Here is a 25,167-nt window from a genome sequence, read left to right on the forward strand (position 1 = left end):
GGACGGCATTCACTTACATTCAGAATACTCTTCCAGATTACAAAAAGGATATTTCGGTGTCAAGGTACTGTTTGTAAATAAAAAAAGAACAAAACCGGAAAGCAGAAAAGTTGCCGGATGCGTGTTTGCCCTTTTGAAGAGAGTCAGAACGCAGCGGAGGCCGGTTTAAATCGCTTTCTTTCTCTGTGCGGGATTGCGAAAATCCCACAGGTGCGGTATACTTAAAACCACTTTATTTTAAAAAAGCAGGGAGGTGCGGTGGATGATCGGTGCTCCAAGGCCGCTGCCGCTGGCAAAACCGGCAGCCATTGATACGGCACAGGCCGCACGATATTTTGGTGCCCGCGGTGAGCCGGACGAAAAAACCATGGCGCTGCTGGAAACATGCGCCCTGCCGCTGCTGGCGGCGGCAACGCCCCGGGCGGTCTGGCTGGAAGCGGACACGGCTGCCCTTGCCGAAGCAGGCATCCTGCGGGGCGGGGACGTGATGCGCCATCTGGAAGGATGTCCGCAGGCGGTGCTGCTGGCTGTGACGCTGGGCCCCGGCGTGGATGCACAGATCCGCCGCGCCGGTGTGGGCGATATTGCGGCGGGCGTAGCCTCCGACGCGCTGGGCAGCGCGCTGGCTGAGCAGGCCGCAGACGCGGCAGAAGCGGAGCTGCGCCAGTGGGCCGCAAAAGAGGGAAAGTATCTTACCGGGCGGTTCTCGCCCGGCTACGGTGACTGGGATATCGCGGTGCAGCCGCTGGTGGCAAACGCGCTGGACACGGTGCGCCGTGCAGGCCTGTGCGTCACCGACACCAATCTGATGACCCCGCGCAAGAGCGTGACGGCCATTCTGGGGGTCAGCGGCCACCCGGTAAAGGGAAAACTGGCCGGGTGCGGCCACTGCGTGCTGCGCACCCGTTGCGAATACAGAAAGAGGGGAAAGACCTGTGCAAGCGAGTGAACTTTTCAAACAGAGCAATACCGTCCTGCTGGACGGCGGCATGGGCACCATGCTGCAGGCTTCGGGCCTGAAGCTGGGCGCAAAGCCGGAGGAACTGAACATCACCAACCCGGAGCTGATCGAGAGCATCCATGCAAAATATGCCGCTGCGGGCAGCCGCATTGTCAACGCCAACACCTTTGGCGCATCGGCCCACAAGCTGGCGGGCAGCGCCTACAGTCTGGAAGAGATCATTGCGGCGGGCATCGCCAACTGCAAGCGCGCCTGTGCACCCTACGGTGCCCTGACCGCGCTGGACGTGGGCCCGCTGGGCGAGCTGCTGGAACCCAGCGGAACGCTGGCCTTTGAGGATGCGGTGAGCGAGTATGCCCGCATCGTCCGGGCAGGCGCTGCCGCCGGAGCCGACCTTATTTTCTTCGAGACCTTTACCGACCTTTACGAGCTGAAAGCCGCTCTGCTGGCCGCAAAGGAAAACAGCAGCCTGCCCATTCTGGCCAGCATGAGCTTTGAAGCCGGCGGGCGCACCTTTACGGGCTGCACGGTGGAAAGCTTCGGCGTGACCGCCCGTGGTCTGGGTGCCAACGCGGTGGGTATCAACTGCTCACTGGGTCCCAAGGAAATCTTCCCCATGGCAAAGCGTCTGGCGGAGGCTGTGCCCGGCGATTTTCCGGTGTTCGTCAAGCCCAATGCGGGCCTGCCCCGGGCCGACGGCAGCGGCTACGATATCACCCCGCAGCTCTTCGCCATGGAAATGAAGCCCTACCGGGAGCTGCATCTGTTTGCGGCGGGCGGCTGCTGCGGCACCACGCCGGAGTTCATCAAGCTGCTGAACAGCGTTTTTGCAGGCTGCGTACCCGGCCGTCCGGCCCACAAAATGCCCTCGGTGCTTTGCACGCCGGTGAACTTTGTCAATGTGGACGGCATCACGGTGGTGGGTGAGCGCATCAACCCCACGGGCAAAAAGCGCTTCCAGCAGGCACTGCGGGAAGAGGATATGAACTATGTTCTGGAGCAGGCGGTCAGTCAGGTGGAAGCCGGGGCTCAGGTGCTGGACGTGAACGTGGGCGCACCCGGGGTGGACGAGCCTGCCCTGATGCCCAAGGTGGTCAAGGCCCTGCAGAGCGTCACCAGCCTGCCGCTGCAGCTGGATTCCTCCAATGTGGAGGCGCTGGAAAACGGTCTGCGCGTGTACAACGGCAAGCCCATCGTTAACTCCACCAACGGCGAGCAGGAAAAGCTGGACGCCATTCTGCCCCTGTGCAAAAAGTACGGTGCGGCCATCGTGGGCCTTGCCATCGATGAGCGGGGCATCCTGCCTGCCGCCGAGGACCGTGTGGCCATTGCCCGCCGCATCACGGAGGCAGCTCTTGCCGCCGGCATCCCGCGGGAGGACATCTACATCGACTGCCTGACCCTGACCGCCAGCGCCCAGCAGAAGGACGTTCTGGCCACCGTGCAGGCACTGGAAGCCTGCAAGAAGGAGCTGGGGGTGCGCACCATTCTGGGTGTGTCCAACATCAGCTTCGGCCTGCCCTGCCGCCCCTATCTGAACACCACCTTCCTCACCATGGCCATGTACGCCGGGCTGGACCTTGCCATCATGAACCCCTCCAGCGAGGAGATGATGGCGGCGGTGTATGCTTACAACGTGCTGACCAACCGCGATCCGCAGAGCACCAAGTACATTGAGCGGTATGCTGACCGTGTGCCTGCGTCCGCAGCCATCCGGCAGGCCGCGCAGGCGGTGCCTACGGCTTCGGCATCCGGTGAGAGCGCAGAGCTTACCGGCCCTTATGCGGGCCTGATGAAGGCGGTGGAAAAGGGCCTGAAGGGTGATGCTGCCGCCCAGACCAAGGCACTGCTGGCCGAAAAGCAGCCGCTGGAAGTGGTGGACGAAGCACTGATCCCGGCGCTGGACATCGTGGGCGCAAAGTACGAGAAGGGCACGCTGTTCCTGCCGCAGCTGCTGCAGGCCGCAAGTGCAGCCCAGAGCGCCTTTGAGGAGATCAAGAATGTCATTGCCCAGAAGGGCGAGGGCAGCGCCAGCAAGGGCCGCATCGTGCTGGCCACCGTCAAGGGCGACGTGCACGACATCGGCAAGAACATCGTCAAGGTCATTCTGGAAAACTACGGCTTTGAAGTGATCGACCTGGGCCGTGATGTGCCGGTGGAGACGGTGGTGAACACCGTGCGGGAAAAGAATGTGCACCTGGTGGGCCTTTCTGCCCTGATGACCACCACCCTCAAGAGCATGGAGGAGACCATCGCCGCCCTGCACGAAGCGGGCCTGGACTGCAAGATCATGGTGGGCGGTGCCGTGCTGACCCCGGAATATGCCGAGAAGATCGGCGCGGACTGGTACGCCAAGGACGCCAAACGCAGCGCCGACATCGCCAAGGAATTTTTCGGGGCGCAGTAAGCGCTATGTGGGCAGGCCAGCAGGGAGCTTTCTCCGCGAACAGCCCGGGACTCCAGTCCCGCCCCAACGCTTACGCGCTGGGGCCCCACCCCCAGGACATTCGCGGAGAAACTCCCTGCTGTCCTGTCAGGGAAAACTTCCGGCCCACCGCCCCGGTAAGCTGGGGCCCTTTGAAAACACCTGAAAATCTATTTGCAAATTGTTCAAAAACTCCACAAAGAAATGCCACGATTGTCTGGTAGTATAAGGGTGCAGTCAGGGAGATGCAAAGACACCTCCCAAAAGCCGACAAGGGCTTTCATCTGCGGGGGCCGGTGCTTTGGGCACGACCCAGCAGATCCTTATTAAAATACTGTCCCCCGTCCCATGCCAGGCAATAGCCCGGGCGGCGGACAGACTACCAAATCCCTCCTGATCCACCGCAAAGTTCGGGAGTTCTCATACCGCAGCCAGCACCGCTTTATCCTCCTTTCCACGGTGCTGGCTGCTTTTGTTTTTACCTGAATGCAAGAGAACGATTGGGAATAGCCGCCGCGTGCGCTTTGGCTGTTTTAGCGGAAATTCTATTGTAATTAGTTGAGCCTCGGAAAAATCTGCGGATTTTTCCGAGGCTCTTTTTCACGGATAGGGTCGAAGCGATATACTTCATCTGAATGCAAAAAGCAAAGCGAGAACGAGTGCGAGACGAAATTGGTTTATACAGTTCGTTTTACTTCGCTGCGTTTCGCCCATTTGTTGCTGATCTTATCTGCCAGCAGGGAGCCGCAGGCCCCCACTGCAAGGCCCAGTGCCACGCCGCCCAGAATGTCGGTGGGGAAATGTACATACAGGTACATCCGCGTGAAGCCGATGAACCCGGCCAGCACAAGAGCCGGGACGCCGAGCCTGCGGTTCTGCAGCCAGAGCGCAAAGGCAGCGGCAAAGGCGGAGGATGTGTGTCCGGAAGGGAAGGACCAGCCATGCGGCCGGGCCACCAGCGTGAGCATCTCCGGCCGGAGGTCACAGGGGCGCGGGCGTGCGAACAGCGGCTTTAAGGCGCAGTGGCCCGCCAGCATGTAAAGGCCCAGCGCCAGCGCCATGGCCAGCCCGGCCCGGCGGGTGCGCCGGAACGCCAGCAGCACCGCCGTGAAGGCAATCCAGATCTCGCCGCGGGCACCGGCCTGATCGAAAAACACCGCCAGTGCATCCAGCACCGGACAGCGCAGAGCCTGCAAGGCATCCAGAAGGGTAAATTCAAAGGACATGGATAAAGCCTCCCTGCTTGTTGTTCTTGCCCTTATGGTAACATGGAACCGGGCAGAGAATAAGAACAAGGCTTGTACAAAGAATAAACAAATCTTAAACCGGCAGAAAAGATGTCGGAAACAGCACAAAACTGGAATATAGCGGAACAATACTACAAATTGTAAATAGAAAAGAAGCCCTGCGGTGCTGGACGCGGGGCTTTTTGCATCCTTTACTGCATCTGGTCGAGGGTGGGGTAGCTGTCGATGGCACCGTGCTGCTGCACGCTGATGCCGCAGAACTGGTTGGAAAAGGCAAGGTATTCGCAAAGACGGGCACGGCTCAGTTTTTCCAGCTTGTTCCGCGTTACGCCGTCACGTTCCAGCTGCCACAGAAAGGAGCCGACGAAGCCGTCGCCCGCACCGGTGGTGTCCACAGCCCGGACTTTCCGGCAGGGGGTAAAGCCATGGGCGGTGCGGGTGTAGGCGTGGGCACCGCTGCTGCCGCAGGTGTAGACCACCAGCTGCACATCACCCACGAACAGCTGCGGCAGGGCGGCTTCGATGTCCGCCGTGCCGGTGAGAAATTCCAGCTCTTCATCCGAAATTTTGAGGATGTTGGAAAGCGGCAGGAACTGCAGCACCGTCCCGCGCAGCATGTCGCGGTCCGGCCAGAGGGGAAAGCGCAGGTTCGGGTCAAAGCTGACGATGCTGCCGGCCTCCCGGGCGGCGGAAATGGCCGCAAGGTGGGCGTAGCGCATGGGGCTGTCCACCAGCGAGACACTGCAGAAGTGCAGGGCAAAGGCATCGGCGAACCATGCCGGGTCGATCTGCTCCGGAGAATAGAGCAGATCGGCGGAGGGTTTACGGTAGAAGCTGAAGGTGCGGCTGCCGTCCTCTTCCAGACTGACGAAGGCAAGGGCTGTACTGGCCTTGTCGGTAAAGGCCAGATGGGAGAGGTCGATGCCGCAGTCTGCCAGCTCCCGGGCGATCTTATGGCCGAAGGGGTCATCGCCCAGCTGGCTCAGAAAGGCGCTTTTGCCGCCCAGCCGGGCGAAGGCTGCGCACACATTGGCCGGTGCGCCGCCAGTGCGCGGGCTGAACGAGGGCACCTCGTCAAAAGAGCAGCCTGCTCTGGACGGGATCATATCAATGAGTGCTTCGCCAATGGAAAACAGTGTGCTGCCGGACATAGAGAACCTCCCAAATTAAGATGCTGGTAATAAAAGGCTTCCCCCGGCGTAGGGGATGGCTTTGTGACCGCTCCCAGTGTAAGGGCCAGAGCCCGGGCTGTCAATGCTTTTTTTGCACGGTACAGGGCGTTTTTGTGTTGACTTGCATTTTGGGGTGTGCTAAAATATGCCGGTATGCGTAAAAAATGCCATGAAAGGGAACTTGGATGAACCTGACAAAGCAATTCTTCAAATATGTATCGCAGAACATTTTCGGTCTGCTGGGCACCTCGTGCTACATTCTGGCCGATACCTATTTTATCTCGCAGGCGGCGGGCACCGACGGCGTCACCCTGCTCAACCTCTGCCTGCCCATCTACAACTTCATCTTTGCCATTGGTGCCATGGTCGGGATTGGCGCGGCTACCCGCTACGCCATCCTCAGGGCACAGGGCGATGAACGCTGTCAGCGGTATTTTTCCAACGCCATCTTCTGCGCCTGCGCGCTCAGCGTGCCGTTTTTGCTGGCGGGCATTTTTGCACCGGGCAGCCTGCTGCGGCTGATGGGCGGCGACGCGGAGATCGTGGCGCTGGGCATTCCGTATGCCCGCATTTTCCTTATGTTCACGCCATTTTTCATGTGCAACTACATCGTGTCGGCCTTTGTGCGCAACGACGGCGACCCCTCCCTTGCCATGGTGGCTACCCTGAGCAGCAGCCTGTTCAATGTGGTGTTCGACTACATCTTTATGTTTCCCATGGGTCTGGGGCTGGCCGGTGCGGCGCTGGCCACCGCCGTGTCTCCCATCATCAGCATTTCCATCTGCAGCCGGCACTTCTTTAAAAAGGAGAACGGCGTGGAGTTCGTGCGCCGGATGCCCTCGGTGAAGCTGCTGGGGCAGAGCTGCCAGCTGGGCATTTCCGGCTTTGTGGGCGAGATGAGCTCCGGCGTTACCACCACCGTGTTCAACCTTCTGTTGCTGGGGCTGGCGGGCAATGTGGCCGTGGCGGCCTATGGTGTGGTGGCGAACTTTGCGCTGGTGGCAACGGCCATCTTCAACGGCGTAGCACAGGGTGCACAGCCGCTGGTGAGCGAGTGCTACGGCAAAGGCGACCGGTCCGGGACCAGAAAGCTGCTGCTCCTCGGCAGCGGCACAGCGCTGGTGCTGGCCGCTGTGCTGTACAGCGTGGTCTTTGGTGCCACCGATGCGCTGGTGGGCATATTCAACAGCGAGAACTCCGTCCGGATGGCCCAGTTTGCCCACATGGGGATGCGGCTGTACTTCATCGGCTACTTCTTTGCCGGGTTCAACATCGTGGCGGCGGGCTACCTGAGCGCTACCGACCGCCCGGCAGAGGCGTCCATCACCTCCATCTGCCGCGGCATGGCGGCCATCGTGGTCTGCTCGCTGGTGCTGAGCCGCCTGTTCGGCATGAACGGCGTATGGGCGGCGTTCCCGGTGTCGGAGCTGCTGACGGCCCTGCTGACCCTGTTCCTGCTGCTGCGGCGAACAAAGACAGAATAAGGCACGAATGCCCCACAATGTAAAAATAAGCCAGTATTTTCTTGAAATGGAAATAAAAAACGGGTATAATACACAGAAAGGTGGATGATCGAGGAGCTTAATCATGAAATGAAGGAACTGCTATGAATCCTTATTATACAGCCAATACCATCTTTGTGGTGTTGTCCATGATGATCATGCTGACGGCGGTCAGCTTCAATACAACGCTGGATCAGCAGCGCAAGAATATCACCCGGGTCCTGTTTCTGGTCATCAGCACGGCGGCACTGTGCGAGTGGCTGGGCAATGTGCTGGACGGCGCCCCGGCAGAATCTATCGGGCTGCATAAGCTGGTAAAATATGTCGAGCTGTGCAGTGCGCCGTATCTGGGCCTTTTGTGCGGCAAAAGCCTCAGCAGCCGCGTTTTGTGGGAAAAGAGCATCAGCTGCCTGCTGGCATTCCATGTGATGCTGGAGACCGTGACCCTGTTCACAGGGCAGATCTGGTATGTGGATGCGCAGAACATCTACCACCACGGCCCGCTGTACATTGTGTACATTGCATTCTATTGCTTCAGCGCCGTATATTATCTGGTGCAGGAGCTGCAGACCTTCCGGCGCTACCAGCAGAGCGGCAGCGTTATGGTGCTGCTGGTCACGGTCTTTCTGGCCAACGGCATCGCGGTGACCCTGTACGATAACAATGTTGAGATCATCTGGCTGGTGGTGGCCATCTCGGCCATTATGCTGTACAAATTCTACGGCGACATTTTGCAGCAGGTGGACGGCCTGACCGAGCTGGGCAACCGGTGGAGCTTTGAGGATCACCTCAAGCGGTACCGTGGTACCGGTGTGATCCTGTTTTTTGATGTGGATCACTTCAAGATGATCAACGACACCTTTGGCCACGCGGTCGGCGACAAATGCCTGTGCACGGTGGCGCAGGGCCTGCGCGAGGTGTACGGCGACAGCGGCCGCTGCTTCCGGATGGGCGGCGACGAGTTCTGCGTGGTGCTGCGCCGGGATCTGGACAGGGTGGAACAGCTGAACGCCGAATTTGACGCATGGCACAAGGAACATATCGGGAGCGACCAGCCCGTGATGAGCATTTCCGTCGGGTGGAAAGCCTTTGACACCGGCACGGAAAGCGTGAAAGAAGCCTTCCGCCGCGCCGACGAGGCCATGTATCACGCCAAAAATGCGTGCAAAGAGGCCCACATGAAGGAAACAGATGCAGCTTCTCAGATATAAAGCTCCTGCTCGCGCAGGGATTCTTCCGGGGAAAGCCCGGACTGCGCGGCATGACCGGCCATTGCCCGCCACTGTGCGGGAGATTGGCCGGTTTCTTTTTTGAACACGCGGCACAGGTAGTTGGCCCCGGAAAAGCCGCACAGGCTGGCGACCACGTCCAGCGTGTATTCCCGGTGGAGCAGCAGCCGCTGGGCGGCCTCGATGCGCACGGTGGTCAGATACCGGCCCGGCGGCACCCCGATGGCAGCGGTAAAGGTGCGCACCAGATGGCTCTTGGACACGCCCAGCCGCTCGCTCAGCTCTTCCACGCCGTACAGGCCCGCGTAGTTGGCGCGGATGTCCTCGATGGCGGCCTGTACCAGCGGCGGCAGGGCAGGGGCGGCGCTGTCGGCGTCAGAAAGCTCACACAGCAGCGCGTAGGCCAGCTGGCTGCGCGCCCGGCTGTGGGAGGATTTTTCCTCGGCCAGACGGCCCATCAGCTCGGCGGCAGCAGGGCAGGAGCCGCCCTTGGCAAGGAAGGGCAGTTCCCGCAGCCCGGTGAGAAACTGAGAAGCGGCCTGCCCGGTGAGCTGGACGCAGAGCAGGTGACAGGTGCTTTCCGGCACGAGAGACAGCGGCGCGCGGCTCAGGATCAGGTGCCCGGCGGGCACCGACTGCGGCGGCAGGATCAGCGCGGCCCCCGCCGGCGAGGGCCCGGCCCCGGGGACGGAGGCGGTGCATTTGCCGCTGGACACAAGGCAGACCCACAGCCCTTCGCCCGACAGGGTGAGGGGCGCGGAAAGCTGGAGATCCTGCACCGAAGAGGGCGCGGCGACAACGTTCCAGTCAAACAGCAATATCTGACACCTCTAATCAATAAAATGCTATTTTATATCACAAAATTATCTGCTATTATAGTACCAACGAAACAACACGCCGTCAAGTGCGTGAAATACAAAATATCAAACGGAGGATAACGCTTATGGCTTCCATCAGCTGCCAGCACATCTACAAGATCTACCCGGGCGCAACTGCCCCGTCCGTTACCGACTTCAACCTGGAGATCCAGGATAAGGAGTTCATCATCTTCGTCGGCCCCTCTGGCTGCGGCAAGTCCACCACCCTGCGTATGATCGCCGGTCTGGAGGAGATCTCCAAGGGCGAAATGTACATCGGCGGCCGTCTGATCAACGACGTTCCCCCGAAGGATCGTGATATCGCCATGGTGTTCCAGAGCTACGCTCTGTACCCCCACATGACCGTTTACAAGAACATCGCTTTCGGTCTGGAGCTGCGCAAGACCCCGAAGGACGAGATCGACAAGCGCGTGCACGAGGCTGCCAAGATCCTGGAGATCGAGCACCTGCTGGACCGCAAGCCCAAGGCTCTGTCCGGTGGTCAGCGTCAGCGTGTTGCTCTGGGCCGTGCAATGGTTCGTAACCCGGCAGTCTTCCTGCTGGACGAGCCCCTGTCCAACCTGGATGCCAAGCTGCGTACCTCCATGCGCACCGAGATCATCAAGCTGCACAAGAAGCTGGCTACCACCTTCATCTACGTTACCCACGACCAGACCGAGGCTATGACCATGGGCGACCGTATCGTTGTTATGAAGGACGGCATCATCCAGCAGGTCGATACCCCGCAGAACCTGTACGATATGCCCTGCAACATGTTCGTTGCTGGCTTCATCGGCAGCCCCCAGATGAACTTCCTGGACGGCACCCTGATCAAGAAGGGCGACCTGTACGGTGTTGACCTGGGCGGCGACGTGATCCCCCTGCCCAAGGAGAAGACCGCAGACGGCAAGCTGGATGCTTACGTCGGCAAGAAGATCAAGATGGGCATCCGTCCCGAGGATATCGACGACGAGCCCGAGTTTATGGCAAAGCACGCTGACTGCCAGCTGGATACTCAGGTGGACGTCTCCGAAATGATGGGCGCTGAGATCTACCTGTATCTGGAGTACAAGGGCAACAAGATGACCGCTCGTGTGGCTCCCACCTCCAAGGCTCGCAACGGAGACACCGTCCGCGTTGCATTCGATCCCCACAAGGTCCACCTGTTCGACGTCGAGACCGAGCTGACCATCCTGAACTAAACATTTTAGCGACGATCATTTTTGATCCTCCTATCATAAGAGAAACCGCCGAAGGAAAGAAACCTTCGGCGGTTTTTCGTTTGGGGACCCTCTCAGTCATCGCTGCGCGATGCCAGATTCCCCCTTTTGTCACCTGCGGTGACATCTTCCCCCGGCCGGGGGAAGTCTTTCCTATCAGGGGGGAGCTTAACTCCCTCAGTCAAAACCTGACGGTTTTGCCAGCTCCCTCTGGGAGGGAGCCTTTGGCATGGCGGCAAAGTTTCAGACTGAAGCGCAAAGCTTGCAATCTCGTTAAAAGCTCCCCCTTCGGGGGAGCTGGCGCGTAAGCGCCTGAGAGGGTTCGCCCTACCCGTGAAAATGGGCTCCCGGAACATCTGCCGACGCTCCGGGAGCCCAAACTATAAACTATTTTTTTCATCATTTTGCCTGGGTATCTTCCAGCACCAGCTCGATAAAAGCCTTCATCTGAGGGGTGAGCCATTTGTCCCGGTGGTAGAACAGCTGGCGGTGCATCTCCACGGCACAGTCCGGCACGCTCAGCCGGGCAAGGTGCCCTGCGGCCAGCGCCGGACGCACGATGTACTCCGGCAAAAAGGAAAGCCCCATGCCCTGCTCCACCATCTGGCACAGCAGGGCGGCGCTGCCCAGCTCCAGATACGGGTGCACGGCAAGCCCGCGGGCCGCAAGGCACTGGTCCAGCGCGTCCCGGTAGCTCATGCCCCGCTCGGTGAGCAGAAACTCCTGCTGCGTCAGCTCTTCCAGCGAGACCTCTGCCTGCCCGGCCAGCGGATGGCCGGAGGGCGCGATGAAGCACACCGGTTCCGGCACGTCGGCGGCAAGAACGAGGTTCGGCTGCAAAAGGGGCTGATCCAGCGTGTAGGCCAGATCGACCTGATTGGTGCCCAGCATCTGCAGCATCCCGTCTGCCGTGGTGGTGCACAGCACCAGCTCCACCTGCGGGCACAGGGCATGGTAGCGCTTGAGCAGCCCGGGCAGAAAGGTGGAGCAGACTGAATCCGCCAGCGCGATGCGCAGGCTGCCGCTGATCTGCTTTGCGGGCTGCAGCGCGGCCTGTGCCTGCTGGGCCGTGGCAAGCAGGGTGCGGGCGTAGCCCAGAAAGGTCTGGCCTGCATCGGTGAGCCGCACCGTCTTGCCCACCCGGTCGAACAGCGGGGCCCCCAGCTCGGCCTCCAGCTGGGCGATCTGGGAGGATACCGCAGACTGGGAATAGCCCAGATGCCGGGCCGTGCGGGAAAAGCTGTGCAGTTCTGCAATGTGCAAAAAGGTGTTGATGTTCCGCAGTTCCATAGACAGGCCCCCTCAACGGCGGCAGACGCCGGTCACGGTCAGAAGCTCCCCGTCCACGGTGAAGTGGACTTCCAGCGGGCCGAACTCCATGCCGTACACCCGCTGCGGGTCGTGCTGGTAGGAGGGGCGCGGGTCGTTTGCCAGTACACCGGTCAGGGCGGCGCGGTCGGCCTGCGGCACCTGTTCCAGCAGCTCCGGCGGGAACGCTACCTGCAGATGGTGGGACTGAGTCTGCCCCGTGAAACCCTCGGCGGCGTCCGGGTGGCAGTCGGCATAGGGGATATAAGGCTTGATGTCGTAGATGGGGGTGCCGTCCATCAGGTCGGCCCCGCGTACGATGAGCACCGGGCCCACGTCCGGCCGGTGCTCAATGGCTTCCAGCCGCACGCTGGAAAGGCCCAGCGGGTTAGGCCGGAAGGGCGACCGGGTGGCGAACACGCCCATGCGGGTGTTGCCGCCCAGACGGGGCGGGCGCACGGTGGGAGACCAGCTGTCCCGCACTGCACCGGAAAACTGCCACACCAGCCAGATGTGGCTGAAATCTTCCAGCCCGCGCACCGCGTCGACGCTGCGGTATTCCGGTGTGAACACCACCTCGCCGCGCAGCTCCTCTACAAGGCCGCTCTGGCGTGGGATGCCGAACTTGGTGGGAAAGGCCGTGTGGATATGTGCAATGACCTTCAGGGTCATCTCTTCGGGTGCAGTTGGCATGGCGAACTCCTTTTAATAGATCTTTTTCAGGGGGCATTCCGGCGGGATGCCGTACTGTGCCCGGAATGCGTCCAGTTCCTGAGGCGTGCGAATGAGCTGAACGTCCTCAAAATGGCCATCCGGGGAGATGAAACCGGCCACCTGCTCCCCGGTGCAGATGCTGCACCGCAGTGCGGGCTGCTGGGTGGCGGGGTCGTAAGAATGGGCAGGCTTTTTGCGGGAGAAAAACATGAGAAGCCTCCTTCTTTTATGAAACGTGCCTGAAAGACTGCAGGCGGCTCACAGCCCCCGGCAGAGGCCGACGGCCCGGCCCTCGATGTGCAGTTCTTCCAGCTGCGGGCCGGTGTAGACCATCGGCGGGCAGACGGCAGCGTTGTCGGCAATGAGCATCACGGTGCTCCCCTGACGATGGAAGTGCTTGAGGGTGGCCTCGCTGCCGATGCGCACCGCTGCGATCTGGCCCTGCTCCACCTCCGGCTGGCAGCGGATGCATACGATATCCCCATCGCAGATGGTGGGAGACATGCTGTTGCCGTGGCAGGTCAGGGCAAAGTCGGCGCGCCACGCGGCGGGAACACCGATATAGCGTTCAACGTTCTGTTCTGCGGTGATGGGCGTGCCGCAGGCGATGGAGCCGATCAGCGGGACCCGCACCATGGCAGGCAGCGGCTCAAAACCCGGCGGCGGACAGGGGGCATCCAGCCCCAGCAGGTAGGCGGGAGTGGTCTCCAGCGCGGCAGCAAGCTCCTCGAGCTTGGCCTGCGGCAGGTCGTTGACGCCCTTTTCCAGCTTTGTGATGGAGGATTTGGAACGGTAGCCCATGCGCTGGGCAAGCTCCTCCTGCGAGAGGCCCAGCTCTTTGCGGCGCAGGCGCAGGCGGGTGGATAATTCAGACATGGAAAACCTCTCTTGTAAACGTATGGTTGTTTGTTGAAGTGAAGGTCTGCTGCCCTCAGTATACCAGATAATTGCATTAAAATCAACTTTTTTCGGTGGATTTGGAAAAATGTGTTGACAATAAATCAATACAGGAATATACTACAACCAAAGATTGTTACCCGCCGATGCAAATACAAAAAGGAGAGAGGAACATGGCAAATACAGAGATGATCCGGGAGTACATTCGTGCCAGCGGCTACAAGCTGCAGTATGTGGCACGGGCAATGCAGATCAGCCCCAACGCGCTGGGACAAAAACTGCAGGGCCACACGCAGTTCAAGCTGAACGAAGCGGAACGGCTCAGCGCAGTGTTGGGCCTGAGCATGTACGAGCGGGACCTTTGCTTTTTTGAAGAGCAGAACCGCCGCGAGGCGCTGGCGCGCCGTGCGGATGAAAAAAGGAGGGGAGAGTGTGACAAACGAGCAGAGAAATAAAACGCGGCTGGCGCTGTATCGGTACGGGATGCGGCAGAGGGCGCGCAATCCGGTGGAACACAGCTGGTGCGCCGCGATCGAAGAGAGCCTGACCTATTACCGCCAGCACGACCCGCTGCGCGCCGACCTGTTTGAGCTGCGCTATGTCCAGCACCGCACAGAGGATGATGTCATGGACCGGCTGCACATCGGGCGCACGACCTATAAAAAAGCCCAGCAGGACCTGCTGAGCACCGTAGCGGTGTACGCGGCCGAGCGCGGCGTGTTCTACCGTGAAACAGACAGCTGAAGAATACGAATGCCCCCGGAGCATGCCAGCAGGCAGCATCCGAGGGCATTTTAAGTTGAGATACCGGTTCCATGCGCAGGGCGCACCGCCGGAACGGCTTTTTGCCTTGACGCGCCCTGCTTGCGAAATGGATTTCAGTGCTTTTTGCCGTGGTCCGGGTTTTCGCAGCGGCTGTGACAGGATGCACAGTTGCCGCCGCAGCCTTCGCCCTTCCAGCCGCCCTGCTTGGAGATCCATACAACGGCCAGTGCAAACAGGATGACCAGAACGATCAGCGTGATGATTCCACGAAGTGTCAACATTTTTTCGTACCTCTTTTCCGGAAGGAAAGGTTTCCGAATCCAGTATACACGATTTTGCCCCGAAGGGCAACGGAAAGTAAAAAGAAAAAGTGTGATTTTTTTAAAATTAGGGCTTGCATTTTGGCAAAGGCCGTGCTATAATAATCACGTTCCAGTTCGGAGCGCACGAAACAAAATATGGAGGATTAGCTCAGCTGGTTAGAGCACCTGCATCACACGCAGGGGGTCTGGGGTTCGAGTCCCTAATTCTCCACCAAACGTAGGTCACTGGTATTTGTCCAGTGGCCTTTTCGTTTTATTCACGAATTTAGGCAGCAAAGGAAGTTAAGCGTAAAAAACAGGTGACCGCCAGCCATCTGATTTAACATGTAGGAAATATATAACGCTTCGTTCAACAAGTGTATATAAATGAAGGATAGCGATGCCATATGGACACAGATACCCGAAATCAAATGATCCTTATCAAAGGCAAGGACCAGACAGATTGTGTTGCAAGCTTCCGATTCTGCAATGGAATGTGTGAAGTAATCTATGTTAGCACCCCCAATAAGACCTATCGTTTTCAAGACAGAAATGTCAAGGTGCTTTCACTGCAAAAAACAATTGACCCAGATAGTGTTATTGTAATCGCAAAGGGGAAGAAACTTAATACAGTCCAAGCGATTTTAGATTTTGGAGCGTATTATCGAATTCTTTTTGACGAAAAACTTCCACTGTCTTTTCCAAAAGATGATGTGGAACTTCAGCCAAACTGTTTGGCAGATACCAAAAATAAAGAAGTCTTCCGCTATTTTACAGAAACAGCTGAAGCCGTTAGTTTAGTAACAGAAAACGGACTCAATATTTTACGTTTGCAGTATAGTAAAATTTCCAAGGTCAGTGATGACACTGTGCTAGCGAATTATCTTGACCCACAGAAGAGCCAAACCATGTCGGAGAGTCCCTCAACGATAATTTATCCCTTTGGACTTAATCAAAGCCAAAAAAAGGCAGTAGAGCAGGCTCTCTCGTCCAAAATCAGCATTATTCAAGGCCCTCCCGGAACAGGTAAGACGCAAACGATTCTAAATATTATTGCAAATGTTGTTCGAGACAAGAAAACCGTTGCAGTTGTTTCCAACAACAATTCAGCAACTCATAATATTGCAGAAAAGCTAGAAAAGAAAGGCATTTCGTTCTTAACAGCATTTTTGGGAAGTCTGTCAAACAAACAGAAATTTCTTGCAGATCAGTCAGGTATTTATCCGAATATGGAGGAGTGGGAACTGCCGCCGGACGAACGGCAGCAGTTGGAACAAGAAATTACAGCACTTTCACAAGAATTAAATCTAATGCTCACTGCAAAAAATCGTATTGCGAGAATTGAGCAGGAGCTTTTACAGTTGAATCCGGAAGAGCACTATTTTAAGGAATATTATTCTACCTATCACGAAGAGCCAATAGTCAATTTAGATTGCTTCTCATCTCAAAAAATATTGGAGCTCTGGCTGGAATTTGAACATTTTATAGAGCAGAAAAAGCGGCTGGGTCTTTTACAAAAACTGTCCATTATATTTCGGTTTAATCGTGATGCAATCAAACTATTTGTAAACACACCCGAGTTGGTAATTCCTTATTTGCAGAACCTGTTCTATCTTACCAAAAGACGGGAGTTGGAAAACGAAAGGCAGAAACTTACACTCAAGCTGCGGCAATATGCTTTTGACGAGAAAATGAATGAATTGACGCAAAAATCATTTCAACTATTCAAAGCAGAACTGGCAGCGAAATATGAATGGAAAACTAACCGCAGACGATTTGAAAGCAATGACTTTCGCCGAAATTCAGACGAATTTACGCATGAGTACCCTGTGATTCTCAGCACAACGTATTCGATAAAGGGGACACTAAGTTTAGACTATGTTTACGATTACCTCATCATAGATGAAGCATCCCAAGTCGATTTAACTACGGCTGTTCTGGCATTTTCCTGTGCACGAAACATTGTGATTGTAGGGGACTTGAATCAATTGCCCAATGTCTTGTCTGAGGCAGATATTCAACGAAGTGAAACGATATGGCAGACCTATTCTCTGGCTGAACGCTATCACTTTTCCACACACAGCCTGCTCTCTTCTGCATTGGAGACATGGCCAACTGCCCCGGTCACGCTGCTTCGGGAACATTATCGCTGTCATCCTAAGATCATCAACTTCTGCAACCAGAAATTCTATGCTGGTCAACTGATTATAATGACGGAGGACAATGATGAACCAGATGTGTTGACTATGTATCGAACAGCCGCCGGAAACCACGCACGTGGGCACATCAACCAACGTCAGATTGATGTCATTCAGCAAGAAATTCTCCCGCAACTCCGTCGGCAGAATTATCAAAGCATCGGGATTATCACGCCATATCGAGATCAAGCCGCTGCCATTCGGAAACAACTTGGAGGCTACTATGAAGTAGATACAGTCCATAAATTCCAAGGACGTGAACAGGATGCTATTATTTTGACCTCCGTTGACAATATAATTACGGATTTTGTGGATGACCCACATATGCTAAACGTGGCAGTTTCTCGGGCAATCCACTCGCTTACCGTTGTCACATCACAAGACCCTCGCAATGACCGTACAAACTACGGTGATTTGACACGGTACATCGAATACAACAACTTTGCCGTTATTCAAAGTCAGGTCTACTCCGTGTTTGATTTGTTATATCAAGGATATGCTGAACAGCGCAAAGCATATTTGAGAAAACGCAAACGAATATCTGAGTATGACTCGGAGAACCTTATGTACTCTGTGATTCAAGAGATTTTATCAGATAAATTGTTTTCCTCCATTGGCTGCGCTGTACATGTTTCGCTCGCAACATTAATCAGAGATTACAGCCAGTTGACGAAGGAAGAGACTCGGTATGCCCGGAATTTGTCAACTCATGTTGACTTTCTGATGTTTTATAAAATGGATAAGCTACCTATTTTGGCAATCGAAGTGGATGGAACAAGTTTTCATCGGCCAGGAAGCCAACAATCCATACGGGATGAAAAAAAGAATCGAATCCTCGAAAAATGCGGCATCCCGTTGCTGCGGCTTCGTACAGATGGCAGTAATGAGAAGGAGAAGATTCGTGCTGCTTTAAAAGAATGTGAAACACCAGCGGCAGATCATTGATACCTTTGTCAACTCGGTCTACGTCTTTGATGACCGGGTCGTGCTCAATTTCAACTTCACGGACGATGCCAAAACGGTCACCCGTGAAGAGGTTTTAGGTTCGAGTGCTGTGGACAATTCTCCACCATGTAAAAGCCACTAACAGAAGTTAGTGGCTTTTCTTTTTGTGTTATACGCGGACTTATGTTGGTGTATAGAGAATTAGGGACTCGAACAGCACGGCCGCGCCGCAGGCGGGGCAATCAAAGCCCTAGCAGCAGCAACGACGACCGCAGCCTGCGGCTGAAACAGGGAGGAGTTGTTGGGGCCGCGTTCTGATTTTTCAAAGCCCTGCCAAGGGGCTGAAGAAAAATCAGCAAACGCAACCCGTTGCTTTGATTCGTGCGCGGATTCCAACGGTCAGGAATGTCTACCGGGGATGATGCTCAAAAGTCCAGCTGGTCAGAGAATGGTTTGAAATCTTTAAGCCCTCTTTCAGTCGTTTGTAGCAGATCTGTAACAAAATTCGGAGAGGAACGGCAAAATGGCTCCGTAAACCCGATTTTTGCAGATTTTTGGGTATAAAATTTTATCATCGAATTTTGTGCAGAATGACGGTGGTGCTTTTCATTCGGATTCTGATGCCGTATAATAAAGAAAAGATCATGGATAAAAGGAGAAATCGCTGTGCGCTACACCATCCGGCATTTTGATTTGCCACTGCTTACCTTTGAAGCAAACATGGACAGTGCAGATACGGACCTCCATATTATAAAGGTCTACGAAGAAAACCGTTCCTTTTTACCTTTGAACCTGACTGTATCAGAAGATGGTGTAGAACGCTGGCTGCGGCATCGCACAATTCCGAAGAACCGAGCGTATGTAGATGCTCTGCTCTCTAAGGTGGGGCTTTCTTTGAATCGACCGCTGGGAATTATTGCAGCCAATAAAGGTCTTTCACTCAATGATTGCTTTTGGGTAGATGCAGAGGGTTCCGGTGACACCTTTGAAAAAGTAAATCTTTACGATAACCGATTCAGTCAGGTGCTGGCCGCAATTGCCTTTACAGGATATGGCAGCAGCATACGAACTTCGCTTGCGTCCTGCCCGGAGTTCTCGACTAACGGGATGCTGCCAAAATGCTGGCGCAGACAAAACGGAAAAATCTACCTTTATAAAGGGGGTACGTCAGGGTTCAGCAATCTGGGGTTTGAACCGTACTCGGAACTGTACGCCTATCAAGTTGCGCAGGCAATGGGTGTAAATGCAATTCGCTACACCCTGACAAAAGATCTGAAAAAGACGCTTTGTTCCAAGTGTGAGCTGTTCACCAGCAAAGAGTATTCTTATATTCCCATCGGACAGCTTGTGTCCAAAGGTGGAATAAAAGCAATTTTTGCGTATTATCAGACACTAGGCCAGACCTTTGTGGATGCACTGGAAGATATGCTGGTCTTTGATGCGATCATCTGCAATACAGACCGCCACTATGGAAACTTTGGCGTGTTGGTGGATAATAAGACCAACACGATTGCGGCACCCGCACCGCTGTTTGACCACGGAAACTCGCTGTTCAGTTTGGGCGGAACGGATCTTTGGGACAACCAGAAAGCGTTTGATGAATATGCCCGCACACTGCTTCCGCTTGCATACGATGATTTTTTTGCAGCTGCAAAGAGTGCAATGAAACCTCGTCACCGTGCAATGCTCCATAAGCTGCTGGATTTCCATTTTGACCGCAGAGCGACACGTTATAATCTGCCGCCAAATCGCTTGAAGATGATCGAAAAAGAGGTACAGCGCAGAGCAAGAGTGCTTTTAGGGTAAAAAGTGGGGCGTTGGCATCGGCCACAATGGCTACGCTAACCGGTATAAAATCGAATGCGACGGTTTGACCATTCTGGATTTGAACGCTCCCGGTTACACGATGCTGCATTGGCTGATAATTCTTTTGGAGAACCGCGAATTCGATACTTCTGCCCCGCTGGCCGCAGAAGCCAAAGAATACCTGATGAACACTTTTCACCTCGACTATAAGTCTGCAGATATCATCATTGGCTACAGGGCAGATGACAGCTATTTTTCCTTTGCATCTGATTTTATCAACGGTGCAATCTCTTACCGCCAGTTGTGCAATGCCATGCGCTTGGGCAAACTGGGGCAGCAGTTCGTGCTGAAAAGCAAAGCGGCCTTTGAACAGCTGGAATTTCTCGGCTATGAGACCGCAGACTCTAAAGAATGGTATAAGAAAAAGGCCTTCCGTGACCAGACAGCCCGCCGCCAATATTTTGACGTGGAGCGCAACCGCCGTCAGAGGGGAGACCTTTATATTACCACGATTCTCGACGAGGAGATGAAGCCCAATGATCCACGCTTACGATAAAAGCTATCTTTCTGCTGCACAGAAAAATCTTGCCCGGATGTTGGATTATCTTGTCAACGATCTGCATTATCCGTTGGAGACGGCATGGCAGTGGTTTCTTATCAGTAAGATGGCTTTTCGGTTTGAACAGGGGGATTGTTCTGTGTTGGTGGGCTTGTCCGGTGTAGAACTTGCCCGCGCTGTACTGGAGCAGGCGGGCGAAGTCGTACCTATGCAGAAACCCTCGTATGCCTACGACCGCAGCCCGGAATACTGGACAGGCTGGGCTCTTGCCTATTACCAGTGGCTGACCAGTTTGTGCTTTGCGGAGATTGAACAGGCAGTGTCTATCACGAAAGTGCGGCTGCTGTATACGCCCTACCACGAGATGGATGTACGGCAGTTTGCAGACAAGATGAACGAGTTGTACCGTGTGGCAAAGCCGGAAACAAACCTGAAAGCCATGCGCACATTGGCCGGATTGAGCCAGTCGGAACTAGCAGGACAGGCTGATGTGTCTGTGCGTACCATCCAGCAGTACGAACAGCGACAGAAGGACATCAACAAAGCACAAGCAGAAACGCTGCTTCGCCTTGCGCGTGCGCTGAATTGCGACGTGGAGGATCTGATGGAGAAAGTTCCACCGCTGAATTTTAAATAAGAATGAAGCGATGAGACCTGACACAGATTGTGCAAACAAAAAAAGAAAGCTGCCATCCATGAGAGAAAAATTCTCACAGATCGGCAGCTTTTCTCTTTGAAGTTGTTATGCCTTCGTTGTGGTCAGAACTTCATCATTGACCAGCTGATTGGCCTTATCAAAGGCTTCGATCATCTGGGTCGCTTTCGGATGGAGATGGATCACAAGATATGGTACTACCTGATCTCCAGCGATAAGATATTTCCTCGGAAGCCTTGCCAGCATCCAGACCTTCTTGCCGCCCTGCAAAGAACCGGCAGTTTCGTAAGTAACACCTTCACCCAGCAGGTCATCGGTGAACTGAAATGCTTCTTCGTTCTGCACAATGCGGTAGCGGTCGGATACCACACCCAGAACAACATCATCGGTGCTGCGGACATTTGCGCGATAGCCGGGGATCATAGCACCCGTGCCGGAATAGATATTGCGGCTCTCCACCTGCCAATCCAGACCAGCCAGCTCCAAGGCTTCACGGCTTGCAGGGGCATCCATGATGATACGGCCAAGGCCGTGCCAAGGGGTCTCACGGACAGAGAACATCGTTTCAACATTTGCGGGCATACAGGTTATCGAGAACTTCTTCATCCTCCCAGCTTTCTGCAGTTTTGCCCCAGAGGGTCACATAGAACATCTGCAGCATCCGCTGCTCTACCGGCGGCAGGGCTGCAAAGTCGGTGTTATCCAATTTCGGCAGAAGCCCCAGCAAAAAACGGATCCACCTGCGGGAATCCACGACTGCAAAGCGTGCAAGGGCTTTGGTCATAGGTTCTTCCAAAGGTTCTGCAAAATCGGATGCCGCCCCTGCGCGGACGCACAGTCTGCTGAAGCAGACCTTTTTGCTGTAAATCGCACGCGGGTCAAGATGATAGTATGATGCCACAATAAAAAGAGACTGATGCAGTGCAACAGTCTCTCGATAGCAATGAGGCTTATATAACGGGTGTTTTTTTATAAAAATCCGTAGCAGCGCCTCCCATTCCAAGAGTGGTTTTGATGCCAACTCCGCCATGGGATGCAAAAGAGAGCAACGCATTCCAAAGTTCCAGAAGCGGCGGCGCAAGGCGCGCCTCGATGGTCACATTGCCTTGAAAGGCTGGAATGCGCGTTTCTTTCAGCAGATAACGTGTGGTATGGAGATTATAATCCACAATATGAAGCCCTTGCTGTAAAGCCTGCAGTGCATCAGAATCGATAAGGGCATATTCTGGAAAGGCAGCGTTCCAATGCGCAATCAGACTTTGCAAAAGCAGAGTTTCCTGCGGGAAAATAGCATAGCGGCCGGACTGCTTGAAGGCGCAAGGCGACAGAAAAGCAATTTTGGCACGGGTTTCGCTGCGGGAGCGCCCAGAACGGATCAGCTCTTCAGCGGAGATTGCCGGAAAGGTGCGGACCTCTGAAACCGGGAGTGTCAATTCATGCAGAGGGATTTCCTTTGCAGATTCCAAAACGGGGAAAACTACCTGTCGAGCAGCGTCATTCAGCAGGTTGACCGTCCAGATCAAAGACTGTTTTTCCGGCGAAAAACATAGAAAATGCGCAAGGGGGTGTTCCCCTTGCAGATGCATCTGCTCTCCAAATTCAGAAGAAATCTGTGACATCAGCCAGCCATACAGACGATAGGACCACGACTGGGGAATCCGCACATCATTGGGCGGAGATAAAACCAGTTGAATCTGCTGGATCATAAGATACTCACCCCGCAATATCCATAGGGATAAAGCCGACCACGAAAACGAGCATATTTCATGGTGTGCGGGGAAATGCCATTTTCGGCATCACGCTCATGCTTGTGGTTGCGGAACATTTGCTTCATTTGTTCTGCCGTCCAGCGCAGTCCCTCTTCTTCACCCAGATAGGGGTACGCCAGCGACTTGGCAAAAAAGCCGGAGCCGCCGCCCAGGATCAGGTGTGGCTGCTGCGGCAGGTTGACGGCACCGCTCGGCGGGGTGAAGTGCCTGCTATACGTCTGCTCGTAATAAGTATCAAACTGCTGAATGGCCTCCAGAAGGGACTCTTTGGTAATGCGCCCCTTCAGCACCGACTGATCCAGCGTCAGCTTGAAGCGGACCTTAGTGCCGGACGCGGCGCATTCCCGACACATGGGGATGCCGCGATTACTGCCCTTCGCAAAGGAACCGTTCACAAGTGCATCAAATTTTCCGACAAGGACCATCTGCGCATCCGGGATGGGGGCACTGTCGGAGACCTGAATGCCACGGAAAATGCTGTTGACGGCGTCCGAAGCGATGCTTCCATGCAGATGCAGCTGGTTGACATATTTCTCTTCCGGAAAGGCGGCTCGGCGGTTTTGTTCAAGGCTGTGTCCGGTGCTGCGGTCAGCCAATACCGCACTCAGCAGCCATGCGGTACGCAGCGCACCCTTGATGCTGCTGCCGGGAATGTAGGCATGACCTTGCGCATCACGCTGGAAAGCATGGATCTCTTTCAGCGAGTGCTCCGCATCCAGGGCGTCCCCCACCTCGATCTGATAGCGCGTCAGCGTTTTCAGTTCTGCATCGGAAATGCCGCAGTCTTTGGTCAGAAAGGCCCAGAGATTGGACTGCTCGCTAAGCATAAACTGTCCGTACTTGTCCACCAGATCGTGCTCGACCAGAAAACTGAAAAATTTTTGCTCGTCCAGAAAGGAGACTTTGCCATTGCGGGTGTTGTACATGTACTCTTTTTTGGTATAGCTGCTGCCGTTGCCAACAAACAGAGGTGCCCATACATTCAGAGTAAGGTCAAAGATCTGCAGATGATCCTGCTGAATCATAATGTCACCCCCATAAAGATTGGCTTGGAATAGCGGTATACCGGATGCACATCCGACAAACCAACATCATACAAAGCACCCTGATAACGATTTTGCAGGACAGATCCTGCCGAAAGGGCATACTGCGTTTTTTTCTTCAGTGGAGTTTCCACACGATCGGATGCCATGAAGCCGCTGCGGCGCACCAGCTGGAAGGAGGCACCCTCTAATGCATGATCCAGTTCATCTGTCTGCGGCAGGCTGGTACTCAGCAGCAGATAAGGAGCATGCTCGGAAGAAAGTGCATGATACATCCACTCCGTCTGATCGTCAAAAGGTTCGTTCAGATAAATCTTGTCTACAACATGGAACTTTCCATAACCAGAGCTGACTTTGCCGCCGATGCCGGTAGCGCCCAGCCAATCCAGCAGATACTCCAGATCTTCATCCTGACCATCTTCGGTAAATCCGCAGATGAAATACAGTCCGCAGTCCGGCGCAAAACGGAACAGTCCAACCTGATACGGCATGGTATCCCCCTGCATGGGAACGGCTGCCTTGGTCTGCTCATAGTGGGTGCCAAAACTTTCCGGTTGCTCGTCAGGGGTAAAATGACCTTCATGCAGGCTTCTGGCGTAGCGGTCAAATTCCAACACAGGGATCCAGGCTAGCTTTTTTACCTTTTTACGCAGGGTGGTTTCTACCTCCTCGGTGGATTCTGACGCGGCAATGGGCTTTGGCAGGTAAAACGTTTCGCCATACCAGGGCATTGTATCGCTGAGCAGGAATTTTCCCTGCCGGACCTGCGCACAAAGCTGTTCTAAGGCTTCTTCTCCGTGCTGGACGAGGGTCTCATGGCAGAGGGCAGAAAACAGGGTATCTGCCCGCAGGGTTTCTTCGGAGGTATAAAGCGACAATGCAGAGTCGGCCCCTCCAAAATGAACAGCTGTGTCAAATTGAAGCTTAAACAGAAAATAGTTCATAACTATCCACCTCATCAAAGAGGGATTTCAGGCGGCTGAGATCCGCCTGCGCGCCATAGCCTTCCAGCGCAAAGTTTTTCAGGCTGACACGGCCGCTGCCGCGGGAACCATGGCCGCCCAGATAATCCATCTGCAGCAGCTTCATGCCTTTGGCCAGAAGAGAAAGATCTTCCTCGACCTGTGCCGGGTCGGTCACATCGTAAATGATGCTGACACCGAACTTTGCACCGGCGATCACACGTTCGATCTGGCGGGGATTGGCCACAGAGTTGGCACGGGAAATTGCGTTTTCGGTCTTGACCTCGGTCACACCCACATTGGAAAGCTCTTTTACATTGGACAAAAAGGCATCCGCAAACTGCAGGCGGGAACGGCGCACCGGCTCCGAGGAACCGAACAGACGCAGAATGCGCTCGTCGTCCTTGTCGAAAGCAGGCATGTGTTCGATATCCTGACAGGTGCTGCGGGCCAGCAGGGTGCGCAGTTTGCCTTTCAGACTGCTGCCGGGTACGATGGGATAACCGGTATAGGGGTCACGCACCACCGGGCTGTCCACAGCACCAATGGCAGAAAAGGCAGAGGAACCGCCGATGTGCATACCGGTGCGCACTTCCAGATCGCACCGGATCAGAATTTTTCCATACATATG

At 55.2% G+C, this 25,167-nt stretch carries 23 protein-coding genes, 1 tRNA gene and 2 pseudogenes; 12 read left to right on the forward strand and 14 right to left on the reverse strand.

Going from position 1 to position 25,167, the window contains the following annotated elements; translation table 11 throughout:
• Nucleotides 1–262: 262 nt before the first annotated feature.
• Together MTP37_RS02080 and MTP37_RS02085 are read left to right on the forward strand one after the other, a co-directional pair.
• The gene (locus MTP37_RS02080) at nt 263–949 is read left to right on the forward strand and encodes a methionine synthase (RefSeq protein WP_249237989.1); all 687 of its coding nucleotides are present in this window, start codon (nt 263–265) and stop codon (nt 947–949) included.
• A complete protein-coding gene (locus MTP37_RS02085; RefSeq protein ID WP_249237990.1) occupies nt 936–3,368 on the forward strand; it encodes a homocysteine S-methyltransferase family protein in 2,433 nt (810 codons plus the stop codon). The genes MTP37_RS02080 and MTP37_RS02085 overlap by 14 nt, the downstream gene beginning before the upstream one ends.
• A 695-nt stretch (nt 3,369–4,063) precedes the next feature.
• Here the strand turns inward: MTP37_RS02085 and MTP37_RS02090 are convergent.
• Nucleotides 4,064–4,612: a phosphatase PAP2 family protein gene (locus MTP37_RS02090; RefSeq protein WP_249237991.1), complete on the reverse strand. Its 549-nt coding sequence runs from the start codon at nt 4,610–4,612 to the stop codon at nt 4,064–4,066.
• A gap of 212 nt (nt 4,613–4,824) precedes the next feature.
• Nucleotides 4,825–5,784, reverse strand: coding sequence for a carbohydrate kinase family protein (locus tag MTP37_RS02095; protein ID WP_249237992.1), 960 nt, complete (start codon nt 5,782–5,784; stop codon nt 4,825–4,827).
• 206 nt (nt 5,785–5,990) lie between these two features.
• Between MTP37_RS02095 and MTP37_RS02100 the strand changes: the two genes are divergently transcribed.
• Both MTP37_RS02100 and MTP37_RS02105 read left to right on the forward strand, forming a co-directional pair.
• Nucleotides 5,991–7,289: an MATE family efflux transporter gene (locus MTP37_RS02100; RefSeq protein WP_249237993.1), complete on the forward strand. Its 1,299-nt coding sequence runs from the start codon at nt 5,991–5,993 to the stop codon at nt 7,287–7,289.
• A gap of 122 nt (nt 7,290–7,411) precedes the next feature.
• Complete coding sequence (locus MTP37_RS02105) at nt 7,412–8,518, forward strand: GGDEF domain-containing protein (protein WP_249237994.1); 1,107 nt, start codon at nt 7,412–7,414, stop codon at nt 8,516–8,518.
• Here the strand turns inward: MTP37_RS02105 and MTP37_RS02110 are convergent.
• On the reverse strand, nt 8,509–9,354 hold the full coding sequence (locus MTP37_RS02110; protein ID WP_249237995.1) for a helix-turn-helix domain-containing protein: 846 nt from the start codon (nt 9,352–9,354) through the stop codon (nt 8,509–8,511). The genes MTP37_RS02105 and MTP37_RS02110 overlap by 10 nt on opposite strands.
• A 125-nt stretch (nt 9,355–9,479) precedes the next feature.
• Between MTP37_RS02110 and MTP37_RS02115 the strand changes: the two genes are divergently transcribed.
• Nucleotides 9,480–10,595, forward strand: a complete 1,116-nt coding sequence (locus MTP37_RS02115; protein ID WP_249237996.1) for an ABC transporter ATP-binding protein — start codon at nt 9,480–9,482, stop codon at nt 10,593–10,595.
• Between the two features lie 417 nt (nt 10,596–11,012).
• On the opposite strand, the gene MTP37_RS02120 is transcribed toward MTP37_RS02115, so the two are convergent.
• The 4 genes from MTP37_RS02120 to MTP37_RS02135 are packed head-to-tail and all read right to left on the reverse strand — an operon-like array spanning nt 11,013 to nt 13,511.
• Entirely contained in the window at nt 11,013–11,903 is an 891-nt protein-coding gene (locus MTP37_RS02120) for a LysR family transcriptional regulator (RefSeq protein ID WP_249237997.1), read from the reverse strand.
• A 12-nt stretch (nt 11,904–11,915) separates the two neighbouring features.
• Nucleotides 11,916–12,614: a tRNA (N6-threonylcarbamoyladenosine(37)-N6)-methyltransferase TrmO gene (gene tsaA / locus MTP37_RS02125; RefSeq protein WP_249237998.1), complete on the reverse strand. Its 699-nt coding sequence runs from the start codon at nt 12,612–12,614 to the stop codon at nt 11,916–11,918.
• Nucleotides 12,615–12,626: 12 nt separating this feature from the next.
• Nucleotides 12,627–12,845: an aspartate dehydrogenase gene (locus tag MTP37_RS02130; protein ID WP_249237999.1), complete on the reverse strand. Its 219-nt coding sequence runs from the start codon at nt 12,843–12,845 to the stop codon at nt 12,627–12,629.
• 48 nt (nt 12,846–12,893) lie between these two features.
• Nucleotides 12,894–13,511 carry a LexA family protein gene (locus MTP37_RS02135; RefSeq protein ID WP_249238000.1) on the reverse strand — a complete coding sequence of 206 codons (618 nt, stop codon included), beginning with the start codon at nt 13,509–13,511 and terminating at the stop codon, nt 12,894–12,896.
• Between the two features lie 194 nt (nt 13,512–13,705).
• On the opposite strand from MTP37_RS02135, the gene MTP37_RS02140 reads away from it, so the two are divergent.
• Both MTP37_RS02140 and MTP37_RS02145 read left to right on the forward strand, forming a co-directional pair.
• Nucleotides 13,706–13,987: a helix-turn-helix domain-containing protein gene (locus tag MTP37_RS02140; RefSeq protein ID WP_249238001.1), complete on the forward strand. Its 282-nt coding sequence runs from the start codon at nt 13,706–13,708 to the stop codon at nt 13,985–13,987.
• The gene (locus MTP37_RS02145) at nt 13,965–14,276 is read left to right on the forward strand and encodes a hypothetical protein (RefSeq protein ID WP_249238002.1); all 312 of its coding nucleotides are present in this window, start codon (nt 13,965–13,967) and stop codon (nt 14,274–14,276) included. Before MTP37_RS02140 ends, MTP37_RS02145 begins: the two co-directional genes overlap by 23 nt.
• Before the next feature lie 134 nt (nt 14,277–14,410).
• Here MTP37_RS02145 and MTP37_RS02150 read toward each other — a convergent pair whose 3' ends face one another.
• A complete protein-coding gene (locus MTP37_RS02150; protein ID WP_249238003.1) occupies nt 14,411–14,578 on the reverse strand; it encodes a FeoB-associated Cys-rich membrane protein in 168 nt (55 codons plus the stop codon).
• Nucleotides 14,579–14,757: 179 nt separating this feature from the next.
• On the opposite strand from MTP37_RS02150, the gene MTP37_RS02155 reads away from it, so the two are divergent.
• From MTP37_RS02155 to MTP37_RS02175, 5 genes are all read left to right on the forward strand, one after another.
• Nucleotides 14,758–14,834, forward strand: a tRNA-Val gene (locus MTP37_RS02155).
• A 172-nt stretch (nt 14,835–15,006) separates the two neighbouring features.
• Nucleotides 15,007–17,742, forward strand: a complete 2,736-nt coding sequence (locus MTP37_RS02160) for an AAA domain-containing protein (RefSeq protein ID WP_249238004.1) — start codon at nt 15,007–15,009, stop codon at nt 17,740–17,742.
• A gap of 666 nt (nt 17,743–18,408) precedes the next feature.
• Entirely contained in the window at nt 18,409–19,548 is a 1,140-nt protein-coding gene (locus MTP37_RS02165; RefSeq protein WP_249238005.1) for an XRE family transcriptional regulator, read from the forward strand.
• A 16-nt stretch (nt 19,549–19,564) separates the two neighbouring features.
• Nucleotides 19,565–20,104: a DUF3990 domain-containing protein gene (locus MTP37_RS02170; protein WP_256469129.1), complete on the forward strand. Its 540-nt coding sequence runs from the start codon at nt 19,565–19,567 to the stop codon at nt 20,102–20,104.
• Complete coding sequence (locus MTP37_RS02175; protein ID WP_249238007.1) at nt 20,085–20,744, forward strand: helix-turn-helix domain-containing protein; 660 nt, start codon at nt 20,085–20,087, stop codon at nt 20,742–20,744. Before MTP37_RS02170 ends, MTP37_RS02175 begins: the two co-directional genes overlap by 20 nt.
• A 201-nt stretch (nt 20,745–20,945) precedes the next feature.
• Here the strand turns inward: MTP37_RS02175 and MTP37_RS02180 are convergent.
• The 6 genes and pseudogenes from MTP37_RS02180 to csm3 form a co-directional block, all read right to left on the reverse strand.
• A pseudogene (locus MTP37_RS02180) lies at nt 20,946–21,344 on the reverse strand (DUF932 domain-containing protein); the annotation flags it as partial.
• Nucleotides 21,340–21,657 (reverse strand): annotated as a pseudogene (locus tag MTP37_RS02185) (NgoFVII family restriction endonuclease); the annotation flags it as partial. The pseudogenes MTP37_RS02185 and MTP37_RS02180, both read right to left, overlap by 5 nt.
• 55 nt (nt 21,658–21,712) lie before the next feature.
• Nucleotides 21,713–22,468: a CRISPR system precrRNA processing endoribonuclease RAMP protein Cas6 gene (cas6, locus tag MTP37_RS02190; protein ID WP_249238009.1), complete on the reverse strand. Its 756-nt coding sequence runs from the start codon at nt 22,466–22,468 to the stop codon at nt 21,713–21,715.
• Entirely contained in the window at nt 22,465–23,556 is a 1,092-nt protein-coding gene (csm5, locus tag MTP37_RS02195; RefSeq protein ID WP_249238010.1) for a type III-A CRISPR-associated RAMP protein Csm5, read from the reverse strand. The genes cas6 and csm5 overlap by 4 nt, the downstream gene beginning before the upstream one ends.
• Complete coding sequence (gene csm4 / locus MTP37_RS02200; protein WP_249238011.1) at nt 23,553–24,518, reverse strand: type III-A CRISPR-associated RAMP protein Csm4; 966 nt, start codon at nt 24,516–24,518, stop codon at nt 23,553–23,555. Before csm4 ends, csm5 begins: the two co-directional genes overlap by 4 nt.
• Entirely contained in the window at nt 24,499–25,164 is a 666-nt protein-coding gene (gene csm3 / locus MTP37_RS02205; RefSeq protein ID WP_249238012.1) for a type III-A CRISPR-associated RAMP protein Csm3, read from the reverse strand. The genes csm4 and csm3 overlap by 20 nt, the downstream gene beginning before the upstream one ends.
• Nucleotides 25,165–25,167: the final 3 nt, after the last annotated feature.

The sequence above is a fragment of the Faecalibacterium sp. HTF-F genome (assembly GCF_023347535.1).
Classification (GTDB): domain Bacteria; phylum Bacillota; class Clostridia; order Oscillospirales; family Ruminococcaceae; genus Faecalibacterium; species Faecalibacterium wellingii.